At 44.3% G+C, this 18,472-nt stretch carries 16 protein-coding genes; 11 read left to right on the top strand and 5 right to left on the bottom strand.

Annotated elements, in window-relative coordinates; genetic code table 11:
* Nucleotides 1-59 precede the first annotated feature (59 nt).
* A complete protein-coding gene (gene grcA, locus AB4407_RS02765) occupies nucleotides 60-437 on the bottom strand; it encodes an autonomous glycyl radical cofactor GrcA (RefSeq protein WP_017059315.1) in 378 nt (125 codons plus the stop codon).
* A gap of 326 nt (nucleotides 438-763) precedes the next feature.
* Here grcA and nfo point away from each other — a divergent pair, with 326 nt between their 5' ends.
* The 3 genes from nfo to AB4407_RS02750 all read left to right on the top strand — a co-directional run bounded on the left by nfo (nucleotide 764) and on the right by AB4407_RS02750 (nucleotide 3,654).
* The gene (nfo, locus tag AB4407_RS02760) at nucleotides 764-1,672 is read left to right on the top strand and encodes a deoxyribonuclease IV (RefSeq protein WP_048658052.1); all 909 of its coding nucleotides are present in this window, start codon (nucleotides 764-766) and stop codon (nucleotides 1,670-1,672) included.
* 663 nt (nucleotides 1,673-2,335) lie between these two features.
* Nucleotides 2,336-3,016: a uracil-DNA glycosylase gene (gene ung, locus AB4407_RS02755; RefSeq protein ID WP_057621958.1), complete on the top strand. Its 681-nt coding sequence runs from the start codon at nucleotides 2,336-2,338 to the stop codon at nucleotides 3,014-3,016.
* Between the two features lie 86 nt (nucleotides 3,017-3,102).
* Entirely contained in the window at nucleotides 3,103-3,654 is a 552-nt protein-coding gene (locus AB4407_RS02750; protein ID WP_372118402.1) for a hemerythrin domain-containing protein, read from the top strand.
* A 183-nt stretch (nucleotides 3,655-3,837) separates the two neighbouring features.
* On the opposite strand, the gene AB4407_RS02745 is transcribed toward AB4407_RS02750, so the two are convergent.
* Complete coding sequence (locus tag AB4407_RS02745; protein WP_009848419.1) at nucleotides 3,838-4,026, bottom strand: DUF3545 family protein; 189 nt, start codon at nucleotides 4,024-4,026, stop codon at nucleotides 3,838-3,840.
* Between the two features lie 710 nt (nucleotides 4,027-4,736).
* Between AB4407_RS02745 and AB4407_RS02740 the strand changes: the two genes are divergently transcribed.
* A complete protein-coding gene (locus AB4407_RS02740) occupies nucleotides 4,737-6,167 on the top strand; it encodes a sodium:alanine symporter family protein (RefSeq protein WP_009848420.1) in 1,431 nt (476 codons plus the stop codon).
* 208 nt (nucleotides 6,168-6,375) lie between these two features.
* On the top strand, nucleotides 6,376-7,152 hold the full coding sequence (gene yaaA, locus AB4407_RS02735) for a peroxide stress protein YaaA (RefSeq protein ID WP_372118400.1): 777 nt from the start codon (nucleotides 6,376-6,378) through the stop codon (nucleotides 7,150-7,152).
* Between the two features lie 173 nt (nucleotides 7,153-7,325).
* Here yaaA and srmB read toward each other — a convergent pair whose 3' ends face one another.
* Both srmB and AB4407_RS02725 read right to left on the bottom strand, forming a co-directional pair.
* Nucleotides 7,326-8,591 (bottom strand): ATP-dependent RNA helicase SrmB, encoded by a 1,266-nt coding sequence (gene srmB, locus AB4407_RS02730; protein WP_372118398.1) that lies wholly within the window; start codon nucleotides 8,589-8,591, stop codon nucleotides 7,326-7,328.
* Nucleotides 8,592-8,698: 107 nt separating this feature from the next.
* The gene (locus AB4407_RS02725) at nucleotides 8,699-9,427 is read right to left on the bottom strand and encodes a tRNA1(Val) (adenine(37)-N6)-methyltransferase (protein WP_372118395.1); all 729 of its coding nucleotides are present in this window, start codon (nucleotides 9,425-9,427) and stop codon (nucleotides 8,699-8,701) included.
* Nucleotides 9,428-9,741: 314 nt separating this feature from the next.
* Between AB4407_RS02725 and brnQ the strand changes: the two genes are divergently transcribed.
* Nucleotides 9,742-11,055: a branched-chain amino acid transport system II carrier protein gene (gene brnQ / locus AB4407_RS02720; RefSeq protein ID WP_372118392.1), complete on the top strand. Its 1,314-nt coding sequence runs from the start codon at nucleotides 9,742-9,744 to the stop codon at nucleotides 11,053-11,055.
* 172 nt (nucleotides 11,056-11,227) lie between these two features.
* Here the strand turns inward: brnQ and fldB are convergent, their stop codons facing one another.
* Nucleotides 11,228-11,749: a flavodoxin FldB gene (fldB, locus tag AB4407_RS02715; RefSeq protein ID WP_372118390.1), complete on the bottom strand. Its 522-nt coding sequence runs from the start codon at nucleotides 11,747-11,749 to the stop codon at nucleotides 11,228-11,230.
* A gap of 150 nt (nucleotides 11,750-11,899) precedes the next feature.
* Here fldB and xerD point away from each other — a divergent pair, with 150 nt between their 5' ends.
* The 5 genes from xerD to lysS all read left to right on the top strand — a co-directional run bounded on the left by xerD (nucleotide 11,900) and on the right by lysS (nucleotide 18,403).
* Nucleotides 11,900-12,814 (top strand): site-specific tyrosine recombinase XerD, encoded by a 915-nt coding sequence (xerD, locus tag AB4407_RS02710; RefSeq protein WP_372118387.1) that lies wholly within the window; start codon nucleotides 11,900-11,902, stop codon nucleotides 12,812-12,814.
* Nucleotides 12,815-12,840: 26 nt separating this feature from the next.
* The gene (locus tag AB4407_RS02705; RefSeq protein ID WP_372118385.1) at nucleotides 12,841-13,620 is read left to right on the top strand and encodes a thioredoxin fold domain-containing protein; all 780 of its coding nucleotides are present in this window, start codon (nucleotides 12,841-12,843) and stop codon (nucleotides 13,618-13,620) included.
* Between the two features lie 80 nt (nucleotides 13,621-13,700).
* On the top strand, nucleotides 13,701-15,437 hold the full coding sequence (recJ, locus tag AB4407_RS02700) for a single-stranded-DNA-specific exonuclease RecJ (RefSeq protein WP_372118382.1): 1,737 nt from the start codon (nucleotides 13,701-13,703) through the stop codon (nucleotides 15,435-15,437).
* Nucleotides 15,438-15,673: 236 nt separating this feature from the next.
* Nucleotides 15,674-16,772, top strand: a protein-coding gene (gene prfB, locus AB4407_RS02695) for a peptide chain release factor 2 (protein WP_102300662.1) whose coding sequence is annotated in 2 segments (ribosomal slippage) — nucleotides 15,674-15,748 and nucleotides 15,750-16,772 — 1,098 coding nt in all. Because the reading frame shifts where the segments join, the coding sequence is not laid out codon by codon here.
* Between the two features lie 98 nt (nucleotides 16,773-16,870).
* Nucleotides 16,871-18,403 carry a lysine--tRNA ligase gene (gene lysS, locus AB4407_RS02690; RefSeq protein ID WP_372118380.1) on the top strand — a complete coding sequence of 511 codons (1,533 nt, stop codon included), beginning with the start codon at nucleotides 16,871-16,873 and terminating at the stop codon, nucleotides 18,401-18,403.
* The last annotated feature ends 69 nt before the right edge of the window (nucleotides 18,404-18,472 follow it).

Here is an 18,472-nt window from a genome sequence, read left to right as displayed (position 1 = left end):
TAAGTGAACGGCATTACTCAATGAGCGCCGTTTTTTTATTCTAATTTAAGCTCTAAAAATTATAGAGACTCAGTGAACGTACGTGCGATAACGTCACGTTGCTGTTCAGTTGTTAGAGAGTTGAAACGTACAGCGTAACCCGATACACGGATAGTTAGCTGTGGGTAGTTCTCTGGGTGAGCAACTGCGTCTTCTAGCGTTTCACGCTTAAGAACGTTAACGTTTAGGTGTTGGCCACCTTCGATGCGTGGTGCTGCTTCGATTGCAACTTCACGGCTTTCGTACTCGCCTAGGTCTGCAGCTGAGATAACTTGGTCAGCTTCGAAACCTGCAGTAGCAACAACACAACGAGCTTCATTCTTCTCGCTATCTAGTAGCCAGATTGAGTTTAGTAGGTCATCGTTTGCTGCTTTAGTAATTTGAATACCTTGGATCATAACTATCTCCTAGTCCACTGAATGTGGTTTGATTATGGTGTTAACTTTCGATTTTTATTGAGCTGAGTAATATATACCTAATATTAGTAAGGTTAACATTGATTTAAGTCAAAAAACAACCAAAAACCATATTTTTACAAAGGTGATTATCTTGAGGTAAATCAATAAAACCTTTGAAAACAAAGTAATTACAAAATATTTTAAAGTATAAAAAATATTTAACAGTTGTATTTGTTGTAAGTTTACTACATTTGTTGTGTTTTTATTGAACAGAAACCGATACAACCCTTTATTTATTAAGCATTATGAAAGTGTAAAGTGATTTAATGACAAACAATAATTCATCCTCAAAACCGGAAACAAATATGAAGTTTATTGGCGCTCATGTGTCGGCTGCTGGCGGTGTTGATCAGGCGCCTATGCGTGCACGTGAAATAGGTGCCAATGCGTTTGCACTGTTTACCAAGAATCAGAGACAGTGGGCGGCAAAACCGCTAGAAGCGAAAACCATTAGTGCCTTCAAAGCCAATTGCAAAATGTTGGGCTTCGGTGCTGAGCACATTCTTCCTCATGACTCCTACCTTATTAACCTAGGAGCACCAGAGGAAGAGAAGCTAGAGAAATCACGCGCGGCTTTTATTGATGAGATGGAGCGTTGTAATCAACTTGGGTTAACGCTTTTGAATTTTCATCCTGGGAGTCATTTGAAGAAAATCTCAGAAAGCGAATGTTTGGCTAAGATCGCCGAGTCGATCAACCTAGCTCATCAAGCTGTACCTGACGTAATCGCGGTGATCGAGAATACCTCTGGGCAGGGCACTAACCTTGGTTGGAAGTTTGAACATCTAGCTGAGATTATCGAGCAGGTAGAAGATAAGTCACGTGTTGGCGTGTGCTTAGACACCTGCCATACGTTTACTGCTGGCTATGACTTACGTACAAAAGAGGCGTGTGAGCATACTTTTGCTGAGTTCGACCGCATTGTGGGTATGCACTATCTAAGAGCAATGCACATCAATGATTCAAAAGCTGAGTTCGCGAGTCGAGTTGATCGACACCATTCTTTAGGAAAAGGTGAAATTGGCTGGGATTGTTTTGAGTATATTGCTTCTGATTCTCGCTTTAATGGTATCCCTCTTATCTTGGAAACGATTGATTCGACGATTTGGAAAGAGGAAATTCAACAACTTAGAATGTTTCATCGCTCAGCAACGGTAGTCAGCGAAGAAGCGTAATAATAGAAGGGAAAATTTATTTCCGTCTATTTCTAAAAATTGGCACCTTTCTTTCATAACATTAAAGTGAATATGTAGTTCACGATGTCTTAGAGGAGGTGCCTTTATGTATTCAAAAGCCCAAACTTCAACTACTTCTGCCGCTCGCCGTTTACCTACCCCAAACCGTCATGTGCATAGCCACGGTCACCATCGGACACAGCAGAAAAGTGGTTAATCGAGATAAACACAACTTGAACTGATTATTATGATTCATCAACAAATGAACCCTACACATCATGTTTATTGATAGCTGTATGAGGTATAACTAGGGCGTGTTGATCTTTCGAGCTGATTTTTGCAGCGAGTTGCTGGGTATTTATACAAGGAAGAGGCTTTGACGTGTAGCTAGCCTACATGAGAAGCCGCTAACGCAGTAGAAATAACCAGCAAACGCTGCCCGGAGGGTTCGGCTAAAAGCGTTTTACTCTTTGTTGAGGGAGATTTGCTTAGAATGACTAGGCTACTTCTCCCTCGCCGCGATTAAAACGCTTTTATCTCGAACAAAATTTAACCACGAAAGGTTAACACGCCCTAGCGCCTTATTTAGGACAGTTAGCCGATACAGCTATTTTTTTGTCTGGCGAAAGCCTCTAGAAACCTTGATGATTGGGAAGTAAAACGATGAGCGCACCAAAAACTTGGGAATCCATTATTAATGATGAACGTGACAAGGAGTACTTTCAGAGTGTCCTCGCGTTTGTTGAGCAGCAACGTAATAATGGGAAAACCGTCTACCCGCCACAAGATCAGGTGTTCAGTGCCTTCGATATGACGCCTTTTGAGTCTGTACGCGTGGTTATCCTTGGGCAAGACCCTTATCACGGCGCTAACCAAGCGCATGGCTTAGCATTCTCAGTCCTTCCTGGCGTGAAAATCCCCCCTTCTCTACGCAATATGTACAAAGAGCTTGCACAAGATATAGAGGGCTTTGAGATTCCTAGTCACGGTTATCTCGATTCTTGGGCATCGCAAGGGGTGTTGATGTTGAACACCGTTCTTACAGTAGAAGAGGCAAAAGCACACTCACATGCTAAATGTGGTTGGGAAACTTTTACTGATGCCATGATTGCTGAGCTCAATCAGCGTTCTGAACCGATCATCTTTTTGTTATGGGGCGCACACGCCCAGAAGAAAGGCCAAGCGATTGATGAAGACAAACATCAAGTGTTGGTTGCACCTCACCCATCGCCATTATCGGCACGTCGTGGCTTCTTCGGTTGTCAGCATTTCTCAACAACCAACAAGTTACTTTCTTCTATGGATCAACAACCTATTGACTGGTGTTTACCAACAGAAGTGTAGATTGGTTGTTTTCTGAGCAGGGTCAAGTCATAAATCAGCATATTCGTATACACTTATAGTTAGTAGGTGTAATGGAGTGCGATACTATGATGATTGAAAGGATAAGACGAGAGCATGGCTATATGGCTCGTTTGCTCGCGATACTCAACAATAAGTTAGAGCTTCTAAAGCAAGAGCGAGAAATAAACTATAGCCTGATCGCAGAGGTGGTTCATTATCTCATGGACCATTCAGACAAGGTGCATCACCCGAAAGAAGATGTTATTTATCGTCACTACCTTAAGCAATATGGCAGTGATCTAGTGATTGAAGACTTGGAACTGGAGCATCAATTGCTTTCTGAGAAAACGGCGGACTTTTTAGGTGTGGTCGATATGATTCTTCAAGATGCGGTCGTTCCTCAACAAGTATTTATTGACCAGCTTGAAAGCTTTGTGAAGGCTCAGCGCAAGCACATGGAATATGAAGAGAAGCATGTGTTGCCAATGATTGTTGAGGCGTTCACGGTTAAGGATTGGCAAGAGGTTGAGTCACAGTGGCTTCAACCAGAAGACGACCCTGTTTTTGGGGACACGATTGCTGACCAATATCGCCAGCTCGCAGCTCGCGTTCGACAAAATGAGCAAGAGTGCGTTTAGATGATATTAAGAGTGAATCACTCCTACCTCGAAGTGTTTTCTATATAAGAGGCGAGAGTTTGAGTCTCCCTCTATATTAGGTGATTCGGTCTCAATGCGGCGCTTTGAACGGATACTAGAGTCTAGACAATAAAAAAGCACCGTTATAGGTGCTTTTGGCTATCTGATTTCTTATCGTGCTGATTAAAGCTTTATATCGTCAAGGCTAAAATCGAGACCTAGGTTCATCTCTCTTAGCTCTTTCTCTAGCTGTCTACGATCATTGATTGCCTCAATTTCACGCCATTTACGTTTGAGTGGTTTAGAGCGTGTTTTTTGAGTGGTACGAGGCATTTCTAGTTCTGATAATTCATCGAATTGAAAGCTATCCATAAGCATATCTCCTTCCGTGGGACTCGTTATTACGAACCATTAAATATCATATTTAGGTTCACAATAATCTTGATTTGTTTCTCATTTGTTTCAAATGTATGAAGGTTTTGTTCTGTTTTATTATGCATGCTCACACATCGTGCGGATTTTTGTGTACAAAAAATAAGCAAACAAACTTAAGTGAACGATTAAATTAGGGGGGATTGAATGTTAATTCATTGTGCAAATGGAATAGCATTTTGACCACAGTGCATTTAAGTGCGCATTGTGCCGTGTAGTATAGGGATCTCATTACCCTAGAAAAAAACACAAATCTTCACTATACCTTGTAAAACCTAGGCTGATGTTATTTTTATGGGATGGCGTTTTTGTTTTTGTGATACCTTGGTTTTTGTTGATATTATGTCCAGACAATGTGACTTTTATTGGGCGCTATTGTTGAAAGTTGTGTTAATAAAAGGTGTCTTATTAGTGAAATGTCATTTTAATATTAATTGGGTTACATATTGATTTTTCGGCCGTCTCGCTGCATTATCCGCCCGTCAAAAAATACACTGATACGTAAAATGGATGCATGAAGCGACATTTACAATCTAGATCGCAGCAAATAAATATAAAACGAATGCCGATACAACATTGACACTGGCATAGGTGATCTAGAGGAAGGCTAGGAAGCATGATCGGTGCTTAAACTCAATTACGAGGTTCACGTGACAGACTTAATCAATTTGATGAACGATCTCCTTTGGGGATCTATCTTAGTTTACTTACTCGTTGGTGTGGGTATCTACTTCACTGTACGACTAGGTTTCATTCAATTCCGCCATTTCGGCCACATGTTCTCTGTTCTTAGAAACAGCCGAAAAGCAGACAGTGCTGGTATTTCTTCTTTCCAAGCTCTTTGTACTAGTCTCGCTGCTCGTGTCGGTACGGGTAACATGGCAGGTGTTGCAGTGGCACTAACCGCTGGTGGCCCTGGCGCTATCTTCTGGATGTGGTTAATTGCCATGCTAGGTATGGCAACATCGTTTGCAGAAAGCACACTGGCACAGCTATACAAAACGCGTGATAACGACGGTAACTACCGCGGCGGCCCTGCATACTACATGGAGAAAGGCCTAGGTATGCGTTGGATGGGGGTTCTATTCTCTATCTTCCTAATCATTGCATTCGGTCTTGTATTCAACGCGGTTCAAGCAAACGCGATTGCAAGCGCAATGAACACGGCATTCGACTTTGAGCGTAGCTACGTTGGTGTTGGTATCGTAATTATCTCTGCATTCGTTATCTTCGGTGGTATCCGCAAGATTGCTCGCACTGCAGAAATCATTGTTCCAATCATGGCACTGGCTTACTTAGCTATCGCTATCTACGTAATGCTAATGAACATTGAGAAAGTGCCTGAAGTTCTGGCTCTTATCTTCAAGAGTGCATTCGGTTTGCAAGAAGCAGCAGCGGGTGGCCTAGGTTACGCAATCGCACAAGCGATGATTAACGGCATCAAACGTGGTTTGTTCTCGAACGAAGCGGGGATGGGTTCTGCGCCAAATGCAGCAGCTTCTGCTACGCCTTACCCACCGCACCCTGCATCACAAGGTTACGTGCAAATGCTAGGCGTATTCATGGACACAATTGTTATCTGTTCTGCAACAGTAGCAATCATCCTGATGTCTGGTGAGTATGTACCACACGGTGAAGTAACGGGTATCGAACTAACGCAACGTGCACTAACCGCACAAGTTGGCGAATGGGGTGGCATCTTTGTAGCGGTAGCGATTTTCTTCTTCGCTTTCACTTCAATCATTGCAAACTACTCGTACGCTGAGACGAACCTTATCTTTCTAGAGCACAACAACAAGAAGGGCCTAGTGCTGTTCCGTATCGTTGTACTGGGTATGGTTATGTTCGGTTCTCTTGCGACATTACCAACGGTATGGGCATTGGCTGACGTATCGATGGGCCTAATGGCGATTGTTAACTTGGTAGCGATTATTTTGCTATCGGGCATCGTGATTAAGCTAGCGAAAGACTACAACCGTCAATTAGACGCGGGTAAAGTACCCACGTTCGATGCGGATGATTTCCCAGAGCTTAAGGCTCAATTGGAAGATGGTATTTGGGTTAACAACAAGAAGAAGTAATCTTGTTGGAGTGATTCATCACTCATCCTAAAATCATTAGAAAGGCTAAGGTTTCGACCTTAGCCTTTTTCTTTGCAAGCGACTCTTCTTTGTAAGCGACTTACAGCAAGATCTGTCTATCAAAGTAATAGGAAGAGTCATAAAGACAAGTTGATGTTTTTTCTATACTCTAGCTGCATCCAGTTAGATAACCGATTAGGGTAAAGTTATGTTAGTTGTCGTTTCTCCAGCCAAGACATTAGATTACGAATCACCATTAGCGACTGAGCGCTTCAGCCAACCAGAGTTTATTGAACACTCTGCAGAGCTTATTGAAGTGTGTCGTAAGCTGACACCTGCTGATGTATCAGCACTGATGAAAGTAAGCGATAAGATTGCTGGGCTGAACGTAGCGCGCTTTGAGCAATGGAGCGAGACCTTTACCCAAGATAATGCTCGCCAAGCTATTTTGGCGTTCAAAGGTGACGTCTACACAGGCTTAGATGCTGAAACACTGTCGGACGATGATTTTAACTACGCACAAAATCACCTGCGCATGCTTTCTGGGTTATATGGCTTGCTTAAGCCGTTAGATTTGATGCAGCCTTACCGTCTAGAGATGGGCACACGCTTGGCGAATGCTCGTGGTACTAACTTGTACCAGTTCTGGGGCAACATCATTACAGACAAGCTGAATGAAGCGTTGAATGCTCAAGGCGACAATGTGCTGATCAACCTAGCATCTAACGAATACTTTAAAGCGGTTAAGTCGAAGAGCCTTGATGGTCAAATCATCACGCCAGTTTTTAAAGACTGCAAGAATGGCCAGTACAAGGTAATCAGCTTTTACGCCAAGAAAGCGCGTGGCATGATGGCTCGCTACATCATTGAGAACAAAATCGATTCAGTGGAAGCGCTAACCAAGTTTGATACCGCGGGTTACTACTTCGTTGAAGAAGAGTCGAACGCGAAAGAGTTAGTCTTCAAGCGTGAAGAGCAAAACTAGCAGCCCTTGGTTAATTAGTTACTCTCGGTTTGAGTTTGAGTTTGAGTTTGAAATTAGAGGCCTAGTTATTTAGCCTGATAACAAGGCAGACAATAATAAACCAGACAGAGAAAAGCCCCATGCAGTTCAAACTGGATGGGGCTTTTTGGTTGAATCATTGAAAGGCGGTTAAATTACTTGTTTTTAACGGCTTTCTTTTTCTTAGCGATTTTCTTTTTCTTAGCAATTTTTTGCTTCGCGACCGCTTTCTTGTCTTCTTTCTTCGGTTTCTTCTTCTTCGTTACCGCGGCTTTCTTATGCGTTGGGCGCATGCCTTCGATGAAGCGTTCTTTGATCGCATCTTCAGTGTAACGAGCAACACGTTCAATCATTAGTTGATCGTGCGCTTCAATGATAGAAACCGCGTTACCTTTTTTACCTGCACGAGCAGTACGGCCAATACGGTGTAGGTATACGTCAGCAGTACGTGGCATGTCGTAGTTGATTACGTGGCTTACGTCTGGAAGGTCGATACCACGCGCCGCAACGTCAGTCGCTAGTAGTACGTTTACAGAGCCGTCACGGAAACGAGCAATCGCGTTGTTACGACGATCTTGAGGCATTTCACCTTGGATCCATGCACATGGGATTTGCGCGCTTTCTAGTTGAGCACGAAGATCACCTAGGCGATCACGCGTCTTCAAGAATACGATGCTACGCTCAGCTTGCTCTGTGATGATGTGCTTTAGGATGTTCAGCTTGTGCTCTGCTGTATCTGCACGGTGGTACCACTGAGTGATCTTCTTACGCTCACGAAGTGATGATTTCGCATCGATCTCTGCTGGGTTTTTCAGTAGATCTTCAGTGAAGCCTTCAATGCCTTTACCTTCTAGCGTTGCTGAGAACAGTAAAGTTTGTTTACGCCAGCGACACTCTGCAGATAGACGGTCAACAACAGGACCAAAGCCCATGTCTAGCATACGGTCGGCTTCATCTAGAACTAGCCATTCAATTGCACGACAGTCAAAACGCTCGCCTTCAATGTATTCCATCAAACGACCAGGTGTTGCTACTACGATATCTTGAGTTGTGCTTAAGATATCTGCGTGCTCTTGGTACATAACACCGCCCGTGATCGTGAAGATATTTAGGCTAGTGTATTTAGCAAGCTCACGTGCTTGTTCGGTGATCTGCATTGCTAGCTCACGCGTTGGCGTCAGGATAAGCATACGAGCAGGGCCAGATTTCTTACGTGGGAAATCCAGTAGGTATTGCAGTGCTGGCAATACAAATGATGCTGTTTTACCAGTACCTGTTGGCGCAGAAGCCAAAACGTCTCTTCCATCTAACGCTTGTGGGATAGCTTCAGCTTGTATCTGTGTTGGACGTTCGTAGCCCATTTCGTCAATTGCTTTAAGCAGCTCTTGGTTTAGATCGAGTTCTGCAAAGGTTCTGATCACTGTTGTTTCTCCACAAGCAATAAATGTTTCTGCCTCAAAAAGCAGACGATAAAAAAGAGTAGTCGGACATTATAGAAGCATTAGTGATTAGGATCACATGGTATTTGCTACATCTTGAGATAAAAATCTTTAGTAAGGGCAATAAATGCCTCGCTATAACCGCCATCGTGATGGATCGTAAGCGATTCACGCTGCAAATCTTGCTCGCAAGCAGGATCTTTAGATAGTTCAAACAGGATTCTGCTTGGCGGTTTTTTGTCGGTTGTTTTCACATCAAGGCGCTTTGCTAGGTACCAACCACATTGTTGAGCAAGTTTAATAAAGCTTTCCCCTTCAGGCGTTGGCAGTATGAAGCTTGCGGTTGCACTCTCTGTTGTGATCTCGAAACAACGCTGGGCAAGCGCTAAGTGATCCAAGCTGTTGGTGTGTCTCGCGGTCGCTCTTTGGGTTTGCTGCGCCTGCTCTCCAGAGTTGAAGTAGGGCGGATTACAAATTATTGCATCAAATCGTTGCGAGAAATCTGTGGTTAACACGCAGTCATGATAAAGGGAGATGCGATCTTGCCATGGCGACTGTTTAATATTGACTGTTGCTGCATCAATGGCGTGCTGATCAATATCGATAGCTGAGATAAAGGTGTCTTCAAAACGTTGTGCAGCCATTAAGGCTATTAGCCCAGTGCCAGTGCCAATGTCGAGTATGGCTTCTTTATGAATAAGGTTCGCCCAAGCGCCAAGTAACACGCCATCGGTGCTAACAGGCATTCCGCTCAGTCCTCCGTAAATAGAGAACCTCTTAAAATTGAAGCTTTTAGTCTTTATCGTTTTGTCTTTCATGAATATTCTGATTATCGAGATATTTTAAGTGATTAGCTCTAATGTTAACTATTTGTGTAAATTAATATTCTAATTGCTTATCTATTGTTGCTAATAATTGTTAGTTGATAATTATGTTCATCTGCGTATATTTAGTTTAATTCACTGCTTTTTGTTTATATATGCAAATTTATATGGTGTTTTTTTACGGTGACTTGCAGCTAGCCGAGTGTTTCGTCATTATGCGCGACTATTTTAAAGATTGATTGGCAGCTATCAGCTGTAACATTCATGTAAACACAACATAAACTCATAAATATAATTAAGGATTATCTGTGAAACAGAGTCTAAAACTAACAGATATAATGGCATTGGGCTTTATGCTTTTTGCGTTTTTCTTAGGTGCGGGTAACATCATCTTCCCACCTCTTGCTGGCCAATTGGCTGGTGATCACTTTCTTCCAGCGATGTCTGGTTTTCTGCTGACTGCCGTTGGTCTGCCGTTAATCACTATCGTAGCGGTTGCAGTCGCTGGTGGCTCTTGGGGTCACCTAACGAAAGATCTTCCAAAGCAAGCTGCTACCATCATGGCAGTGTTGATCTTCATCATCATTGGTCCTGCATTTGCTGCACCGCGTACCGGTCTTGTTGCTTATGAGATGGCGGTGAAGCCGTTCTTCATTGATGCGACTCAAGTTCATCTAACTCTCTTTTCGATTGCATTTTTTGTTGTAGCGATGTTCTTCTCATGGTCGCAAGGTAAGCTTATTGACGTGATTGGTAAGGTACTTACGCCTGCATTATTCGTTGGTTTGGTTGTACTTGCAGTTGCTGTTTTCATTAACCCACAAGGTGATGTCCTTGCGGCTCACGGTGAGTACATCACTCAGCCATTGACTAAAGGTTTCCTTGAAGGCTACAACACCATGGATACTTTTGCTGCTTTGATGTTTGGCATGCTGATTGTTGACGCGATTCGCAGTAAAGGCGTGACTGACCGCGCAGCAACAACTAAGTACCTAATCAGTGCGGGTTGTATTGCCGCAGCGGGTCTAGCGTTTGTTTATATCTCTCTGTTTTTCCTGGGCGCAACAAGCGCGACAGTTGCAGCGGGTGCAGATAATGGCGGCGCTATCTTAAGCCTATACGTCCAATCTTTGTTTGGCCCTTCAGGTCAACTCGTGCTTTCTGTGATCGTACTATTGGCTTGTTTAACGACGGCGATTGGCCTTGTCTCTGCATGTTCTGACTACTTCAGCTCGCTAACACCTCTGTCTTACAAGACCTGGGTTATCATCAACGGTGTAGCTTGTGCAACCGTAGCGAACGTTGGCCTTTCTCAGCTGATTTCTCTGTCTGTTCCTGTGCTGTTTGCACTGTACCCAGTTGCTATCGCATTGGTTGCACTAACGTTCTTGCGCGGCCGTTTCCCTAATCCAAAAGCGGCTTACCGCGTAGTGGTATTAGTGTCTCTACTGTTTGCCCTGATTGATGGTGCTAAAGTTGCGGGTATGGATGTATCTGCAATGAACATGCTGCCATTGTTCGAAATTGGTATGGGTTGGTTACTTCCAACGACTGCCGCAATCATCTGTATGTTCTTCGTTGGTAAATCAACAGAGCAAGAGATGGCGGAAGAGACAGTTTAATCTTTCCGTTGAGATTAAATAGTCATTCGATATGAAATAGAAAAGGCCTCATTACTTTGCAGTAATGAGGCCTTTTTGTATCTAATCGATAATGTTCTTTCGGCTTGGGAGTTAGAGAGAAACTCGAGCTTAGTTCTTAACGCTTAGCTGTTAGCTCTAAGAACAAGTGAGCTTAAAGCTTTTCGCTGTACTCAACCAGTACTTGCTCAACCCAAGTTGCGATACGTTCGTCGCTGAGTTCGTATTGTGAATCTTCATCAAGCGCCAAACCAACGAATTGAGATTGGTCTTCCGTTAACGCTTTAGACGCTTCGAACTCGTAGCTGTCGTCGTTTGGCCAGAAGCCAACAAACTCTGCTCCAGCGGTTTTCAGTTCATCATGCAACAGACCCATCGCATCAAGGAACCATTCGCCGTAGCCTTCTTGGTCACCTAAACCAAACAGAGCCACAACCTTGCCTTTCATTGGCGTGGTTGCGATGTCTTCCCACAGTTCATTCCAATCTTCTTGTATCTCACCGAAGTCCCAAGTCGAGATGCCCAGCAATAAAAGGTCGTAGTCCGCCATCAATGAAAGAGGCGTTTCTTTCACGTTATGGATATCAACGAGGTCTTCACCAATAATGCCGCGAATTTTCTCTGCTGCCATTTCTGTGTAGCAGGTAGTTGAGCCGTAAAATAATCCAATTTTCATAGCAAACGTTCGATTTTAATTTCAGATGGCGAATTCTAACCATAAATCGACTTCGATTGCAGCGATTATCCGCTCAAGTCGTAATTTTTATGGTATTCATATTTGCTCTGGCATACTCTCAAAACAGTTTCCAATATTGTGAGTAACACTATGCAGTCGCCTCAAGGGCAAAGCGCAGACCACGGTCTCGTTGAGCAGTTTTTAGATGCCATGTGGATGGAGCGAGGATTATCTGAGAACACGCTTGTCTCGTATCGTAATGATTTGTCTAAGCTACTTGCGTGGATGGAACAGCACAATTACCGCCTCGACTTCATTAGCCTATCAGGGTTACAAGACTATCAAGGTTGGTTAGCCGACGCCGATTTTAAGCAGACTTCTCGTGCTCGTATGCTGTCGGCGATCCGTCGCTTGTTCCAATATTTACACCGCGAGAAGATCAGATGTGATGATCCAAGTGCCTTGTTGATCAGCCCTAAGCTGCCGCAACGCTTGCCTAAAGATTTGAGCGAGGAGCAGGTTGATGCTTTGCTCGATGCGCCAGATCCGAACGATCCTATCGAGCTGCGTGATAAGGCAATGCTTGAGTTGCTCTATGCAACCGGTTTACGTGTTACGGAACTCGTCAGTTTGACGATGGAAAACATCAGCCTAAGACAGGGGGTGGTGCGTGTTATTGGTAAGGGGGGTAAAGAGCGCTTGGTACCAATGGGCGAAAACGCCGTCGATTGGATAGAGACTTTTATTGAGCAAGGTCGCCCCCAATTACTCGGTGAAAATAGTTCAGATGTGGTTTTTCCAAGTAAGCGTGCCAAACAAATGACCCGTCAGACGTTCTGGTACCGTATTAAGCACTATTCGGTTATCGCGGGTATTGATACTGAATTGTTGTCACCACACGTATTAAGACACGCTTTTGCAACTCATTTACTGAACTATGGTGCTGATCTTAGGGTCGTACAGATGTTACTTGGGCATAGTGACTTATCGACAACCCAAATTTATACTCACGTGGCGACTGAAAGGCTGAAGCAAATTCACGCGCAGCATCACCCACGTGCTTAAATCCATTTATTTTTAAGGTGAACTTAATGAGCGTATTACGCCGTCTTCCTCTACTAGCGCTTCCTCTTATGATTACTGCATGTAATGCATCAGAAGCGAAAGTAGAAACAACGTCAACAGCCGTAGAAGCTGCTCCTGCTCAAGCTATTGATACTGCAGCGTTAACTAAGCGTTTTGAAAAGATCGGCATTAAGGTCGATAAGATTGTTCCTTCGGATATCGATGGTCTTTTAGAAGTTCAAACCAACAGCGGCATTATCTTTTCTTCTCCTAAGGGCGACCATTTTCTAGCCGGTACACTTTACTCTTTGGATGACAACGGCAAGTTCAGTGATGTTTTGGCTGAGCGTCAAGCTCCGTTGAATGCTGAAAAAGTAGCAGCAATGTCGGATACGGTTATCGAATATAAAGCTGATAACGAAAAGTACGTTGTGACGGTATTTACGGATATTACCTGTGGCTACTGTGTTCGTCTGCACAGCCAAATGCAGGGCTACAACGATCTGGGTATTACCGTTCGTTACATGGCTTACCCGCGTCAAGGCGCGACAGGACAAGTGGCTGATCAAATGGCGGCAATCTGGGCGTCAGATGATCCAAAAACAGCTATGCATGACGCTAAAGTAAATCGTCAAATGCCAGCGTCTGGTAAAGACCTAGCAGAGCAGAAGCAGATCATTGCTAAACAATACCAATTGGGTCGTGAGCTTGGCATCAATGGTACACCGGCTATCGTACTAGCAAGTGGTGAATTGGTGAGTGGTTACTTGCCGCCAGCGCAACTTATTCAGCGTTTAGAGCAGTAATTTTTATTTCTGTATTCCCCATTCATTCTCCATGTTTTTGATTTAAGGAGTGGCCTGATTGATATCGGGCCCATTTTTATATGATAGAGATCCAACGCCGTCCAGAGGTCGACATTTCAGTCTTACCTGCTCACTTACCTGACTTATTAAAGCGTATTTATGTGAGTCGTGGAATCGACAGTGCTGACCAACTAGAGACAGCCGCGAAAGGCTTGTACTCTTATCAAAAGCTGGGTGGTATAGACGCTGCGGTTGAACTGCTGTTCAAAGCCATTCAACAGCAAAAACGCATCATCATTGTTGGTGACTTTGATGCCGATGGCGCAACCAGTTCAGCGTTGTCTGTTTTAGCATTACGCATGCTCGGCAGCTCTAACGTTGATTATCTGGTGCCTAACCGATTTGAAGATGGCTATGGCTTGAGTCCTGAGGTTGTTGAACAGGCCATTGAGCTGGGCGCCGAAGTGATCATGACGGTTGATAACGGTGTCTCTTCGATTGAAGGTGTTCGCTTCGCTAAAGAGAAAGGCCTTGATGTACTGGTTACTGATCATCACTTGCCTGGTTCTGAATTACCGATTGCAGATGCAATGGTCAATCCCAACCTAGAAAGCTGTGCATTTCCTTCAAAAGCGCTAGCCGGTGTTGGGGTTGCGTTTTATCTGATGATGGCGTTGTGTGTTCATATGCGTAAATTGGGTTGGTTTGCTCAACACGGCATGACAGAACCTAAGTTAATGGAACTGATCGATTTGGTTGCGTTAGGTACCGTTGCTGATGTGGTACCACTCGATGAAAATAACCGTATTTTGGTTCATCAAGGTTTACAGCGTATCCGTGCAGGCAAAGCGCGCCCGGGTATTCAAGCCTTGATCGAAATTGCCAAGCGAGACGCTAAGCGATTAGTCGCTTCTGATTTTGGTTTTGCACTGGGCCCTCGCATTAATGCGGCTGGTCGATTGGACGACATGTCTTTTGGTGTTGAACTGCTAATGAGCAACAACATCCACGCGGCGCGTCGTATGGCGAGTGAACTCGATGGCTTGAACCAAACGCGTAAAGAGATTGAAGAGGGCATGAAGCAAGAAGCGATGGCTTTTTGTGAGCGTCTTGAGTTTGGTAAAGACGATTTGCCTTCTGGTTTAGCTTTGTTCCAACGTGATTGGCACCAAGGTGTGATTGGTATATTGGCTTCACGTATCAAAGATAAATACCACCGCCCAGTGATTGCGTTTGCAGATGGTGGCGAAGGGAGCATTAAGGGCTCTTGTCGCTCGATTCCGGGTTTGCACATGCGCGATGCGCTAGACCGTATCGACACTCAAAACCCAGGCTTGATCTTGAAGTTTGGTGGCCACGCAATGGCTGCTGGCTTAACGATCATGGAAAAGGACTTTGAGCGCTTCAGCAAGCTGTTCAATGATGCGGTGAAGAATGAACTTGGAGAAACAGCACTGAAGGGCATTATCTTGTCTGATGGTGAATTATTACCAGAAGAGTTCTCGATGCACACCGCTGAGACTCTGCGTGCTGGTGGCCCATGGGGACAAGCTTTCCCAGAGCCCATTTTTGATGGTGAGTTTAAAGTGCTGCACCAAAAGCTGGTGGGTGAAAAGCACCTTAAGTTGATGCTCGAGCCGCTCTATAAGGGTCACCCAACCAATGTGATGATTGATGGTATTGCCTTTAATGTCGATCTGCGTCGCTGGCCAGATGCCTCGGTGAAAACCGTTCACCTTGCATTTAAGCTCGATATCAACGAATTTCGCGGCAACCAATCGTTGCAGCTGATGATTGATAACATTGAAGCAAAATAGTTCCTTTTAGGCTCGCTAACACTCATCCTATAGCGCAAAATTCAACAAGCTCTGTTCAAAAGCAGGGCTTGTTTTCCTTCCTGCCCTTACAAATATTACGTGTTTTTTCTGCCTATCAATTTTATATCCGATTAAGTTGTTGAATCTTGGTTCACCACTCTAAAAAATTCTGTATCTCCGTCACACTTTTGAGTACAATTCTTCGGTTAAATTCTACTCATAAATGATGAGCTAAAATGTTTGAAATCAATCCTATAAAAAACCGTCTGCAGGATGTGTCTGAACGCACAAATATCCTGAGGGGGTATCTTTGACTATGACGCTAAGCAAGAGCGTCTAGAAGAAGTAAACGCAGAATTAGAACAGCCGGATGTATGGAACGAACCTGAACGTGCTCAAGCGTTAGGTAAAGAACGTTCTGCATTGGAAGCGGTAGTAGAAACGATCGATCAACTTGACCAAGGTGTTGAGGATGTTGATGGCCTATTAGAGCTTGCGGTTGAAGAAGAAGATCAAGAAACGTTTGACGAAATTGAACCCGAATTGGCAGAGCTAGAAGCTAAGCTAGAGAAGCTGGAATTCCGTCGTATGTTCTCTGGTGATCACGATGCATCAGATTGCTACATCGATCTGCAGTCAGGCTCGGGCGGTACAGAAGCTCAAGACTGGACTTCAATGATGTTGCGCATGTACTTACGTTGGGCAGATTCAAAAGGCTTCAAAACTGAAGTTATCGAAGTGTCGGATGGTGATGTTGCTGGTCTTAAAGGCGCAACAGTACGTATCTCTGGTGAGTACGCTTACGGTTGGTTACGCACAGAGACAGGTGTTCACCGCTTAGTTCGTAAGTCACCATTTGATTCAAGTGGTCGTCGTCATACTTCATTTGCATCTGCGTTTATCTATCCTGAGATTGATGACAACATTACGATCGACATTAATCCTTCTGACTTACGTATTGACGTATACCGTGCCTCTGGTGCTGGTGGTCAGCACGTAAACACCACTGAATCGGCGGTACGTATTACTCACGTTCCAACCAACACAGTGGTTCAATGTCAGAATGACCGTTCGCAGCATAAGAACAAAGATCAAGCGATGAAGCAGCTACGTGCTAAGCTTTTTGAACTTGAGATTCAAAAACAAAATGCTGAAAAACAAGCGAGCGAAGAAACGAAATCAGACATCGGTTGGGGCAGTCAGATCCGCTCTTACGTACTGGATGATTCTCGTATCAAAGATTTACGCACCGGCATCGAAAACCGTAATACTCAAGCGGTTCTTGACGGTGACTTAGACAAATTTATAGAAGCTAGCCTGAAATCAGGTCTGTAAGCTTTACCAACTATTAAGCTTTACCAATAATATTGGTAAAAATGCCTATATTTTAAAAAATATAGCTGTCCAAATTATAAAAGCAGGGTACATCTCAAATGACTGATGCTGTTCAAAACGAAAACACACAAGAAGCTTCTTCACCTGAAGAGAACAAACTAATCGCTGAGCGCCGTAGCAAGCTGGATCACATCCGCCAAAACTGCAAAGCAAATGGTCACCCAAATGATTTCCGTCGTGAGCACCTAGCTGGCGATCTTCAAGCGGAGTTCGGTGAGAAGACTAAGGAAGAGCTAGAAGATCTTAACCACATCGTTGCGATCGCTGGTCGTGTTATGGCGAAGCGTGGTCCATTCCTTGCGATTCAAGAAACTTCTGGTCGTATCCAAGCATACGCAGCGAAAGACGTACAAAAAGTACTAAAAGAGAAGTACCAAGGCCTAGATATCGGTGACATCATCGGTGTTAAAGGTGCGCTTCACAAATCGGGTAAAGGCGACCTTTACGTGAACATGGAAGAGTTTGAGTTGCTGACTAAAGCACTTCGTCCTCTACCAGAGAAGTTCCACGGTCTAACTGACCAAGAGATGCGTTACCGTCAACGTTATGTTGATCTAATCGTGAACGAAGACTCTCGTAACGCATTCATCGTGCGTTCTAAGCTTGTATCTTCAATCCGTAACTTCATGAGTGCTAAAGGCTACCTAGAAGTTGAAACGCCAATGATGCACGTGATTCCGGGTGGTGCGACTGCTCGTCCATTCATCACTCACCACAATGCACTAGACATCGACATGTACCTACGTGTTGCACCTGAGCTTTACCTTAAGCGTCTAGTGGTTGGTGGTTTTGATCGTGTATTCGAGATCAACCGTAACTTCCGTAACGAAGGTCTATCTCCACGTCACAACCCAGAATTCACAATGATGGAATTCTACCAAGCGTACTCTGACTACAAAGACCTTATGGATCTGACTGAAGAGATGCTAAGCACGGCAGCGATGGACGTTCTTGGTTCAACTTCTATGCCTTACGGTGACGAAACGGTTGAGTTCGGTGGCACTTACGCTCGCATGAGCATGTTCGATGCAATCAAACACTACAACCCTGAGCACGCTGAGATTCAAGCGCTAACAGAAGCTGATCTACAAGACCGTGAGAAGATGGTAGCTATCGCTAAATCTGTACACGTAGAAGTAGAAACCTTCTGGACATGTGGTCAGCTTCTTGAAGAGATCTTTGGTGAAACGGCTGAGCCTCAGCTAATTCAACCAACGTTCATCACTGGCTACCCAGCGGACATCTCTCCTCTAGCTCGTCGTAGCGATGACAACCCATTCTTCACTGACCGCTTTGAGTTCTTCATCGGTGGCCGTGAAGTTGCGAACGGTTTCTCTGAGCTTAACGATGCACAAGACCAAGATGAGCGTTTCAAAGCGCAAGTTAACGCAAAAGACGCGGGTGATGATGAAGCTATGTACTACGATGCTGACTACATTACTGCACTAGAGCACGGTCTTCCGCCAACTGCGGGTCAAGGTATCGGTATCGATCGCCTAGCGATGCTATTTACTAACACGCACACAATCCGTGACGTGATCTTGTTCCCGGCAATGCGCCCACAAGCGTAATTTTCGCTTAAGGGTTTACTGCCCATCTAATTTAAAAGCCACCTTCGGGTGTAATGCCGTTCACTTAAG

It is taken from the genome of Vibrio sp. 10N.261.46.E11, from assembly GCF_041472735.1.
Classification (GTDB): Bacteria; Pseudomonadota; Gammaproteobacteria; order Enterobacterales; family Vibrionaceae; genus Vibrio.
Note: the sequence above shows the minus strand (reverse complement) of the source record. Positions and strands in the feature narration are given on the sequence as shown.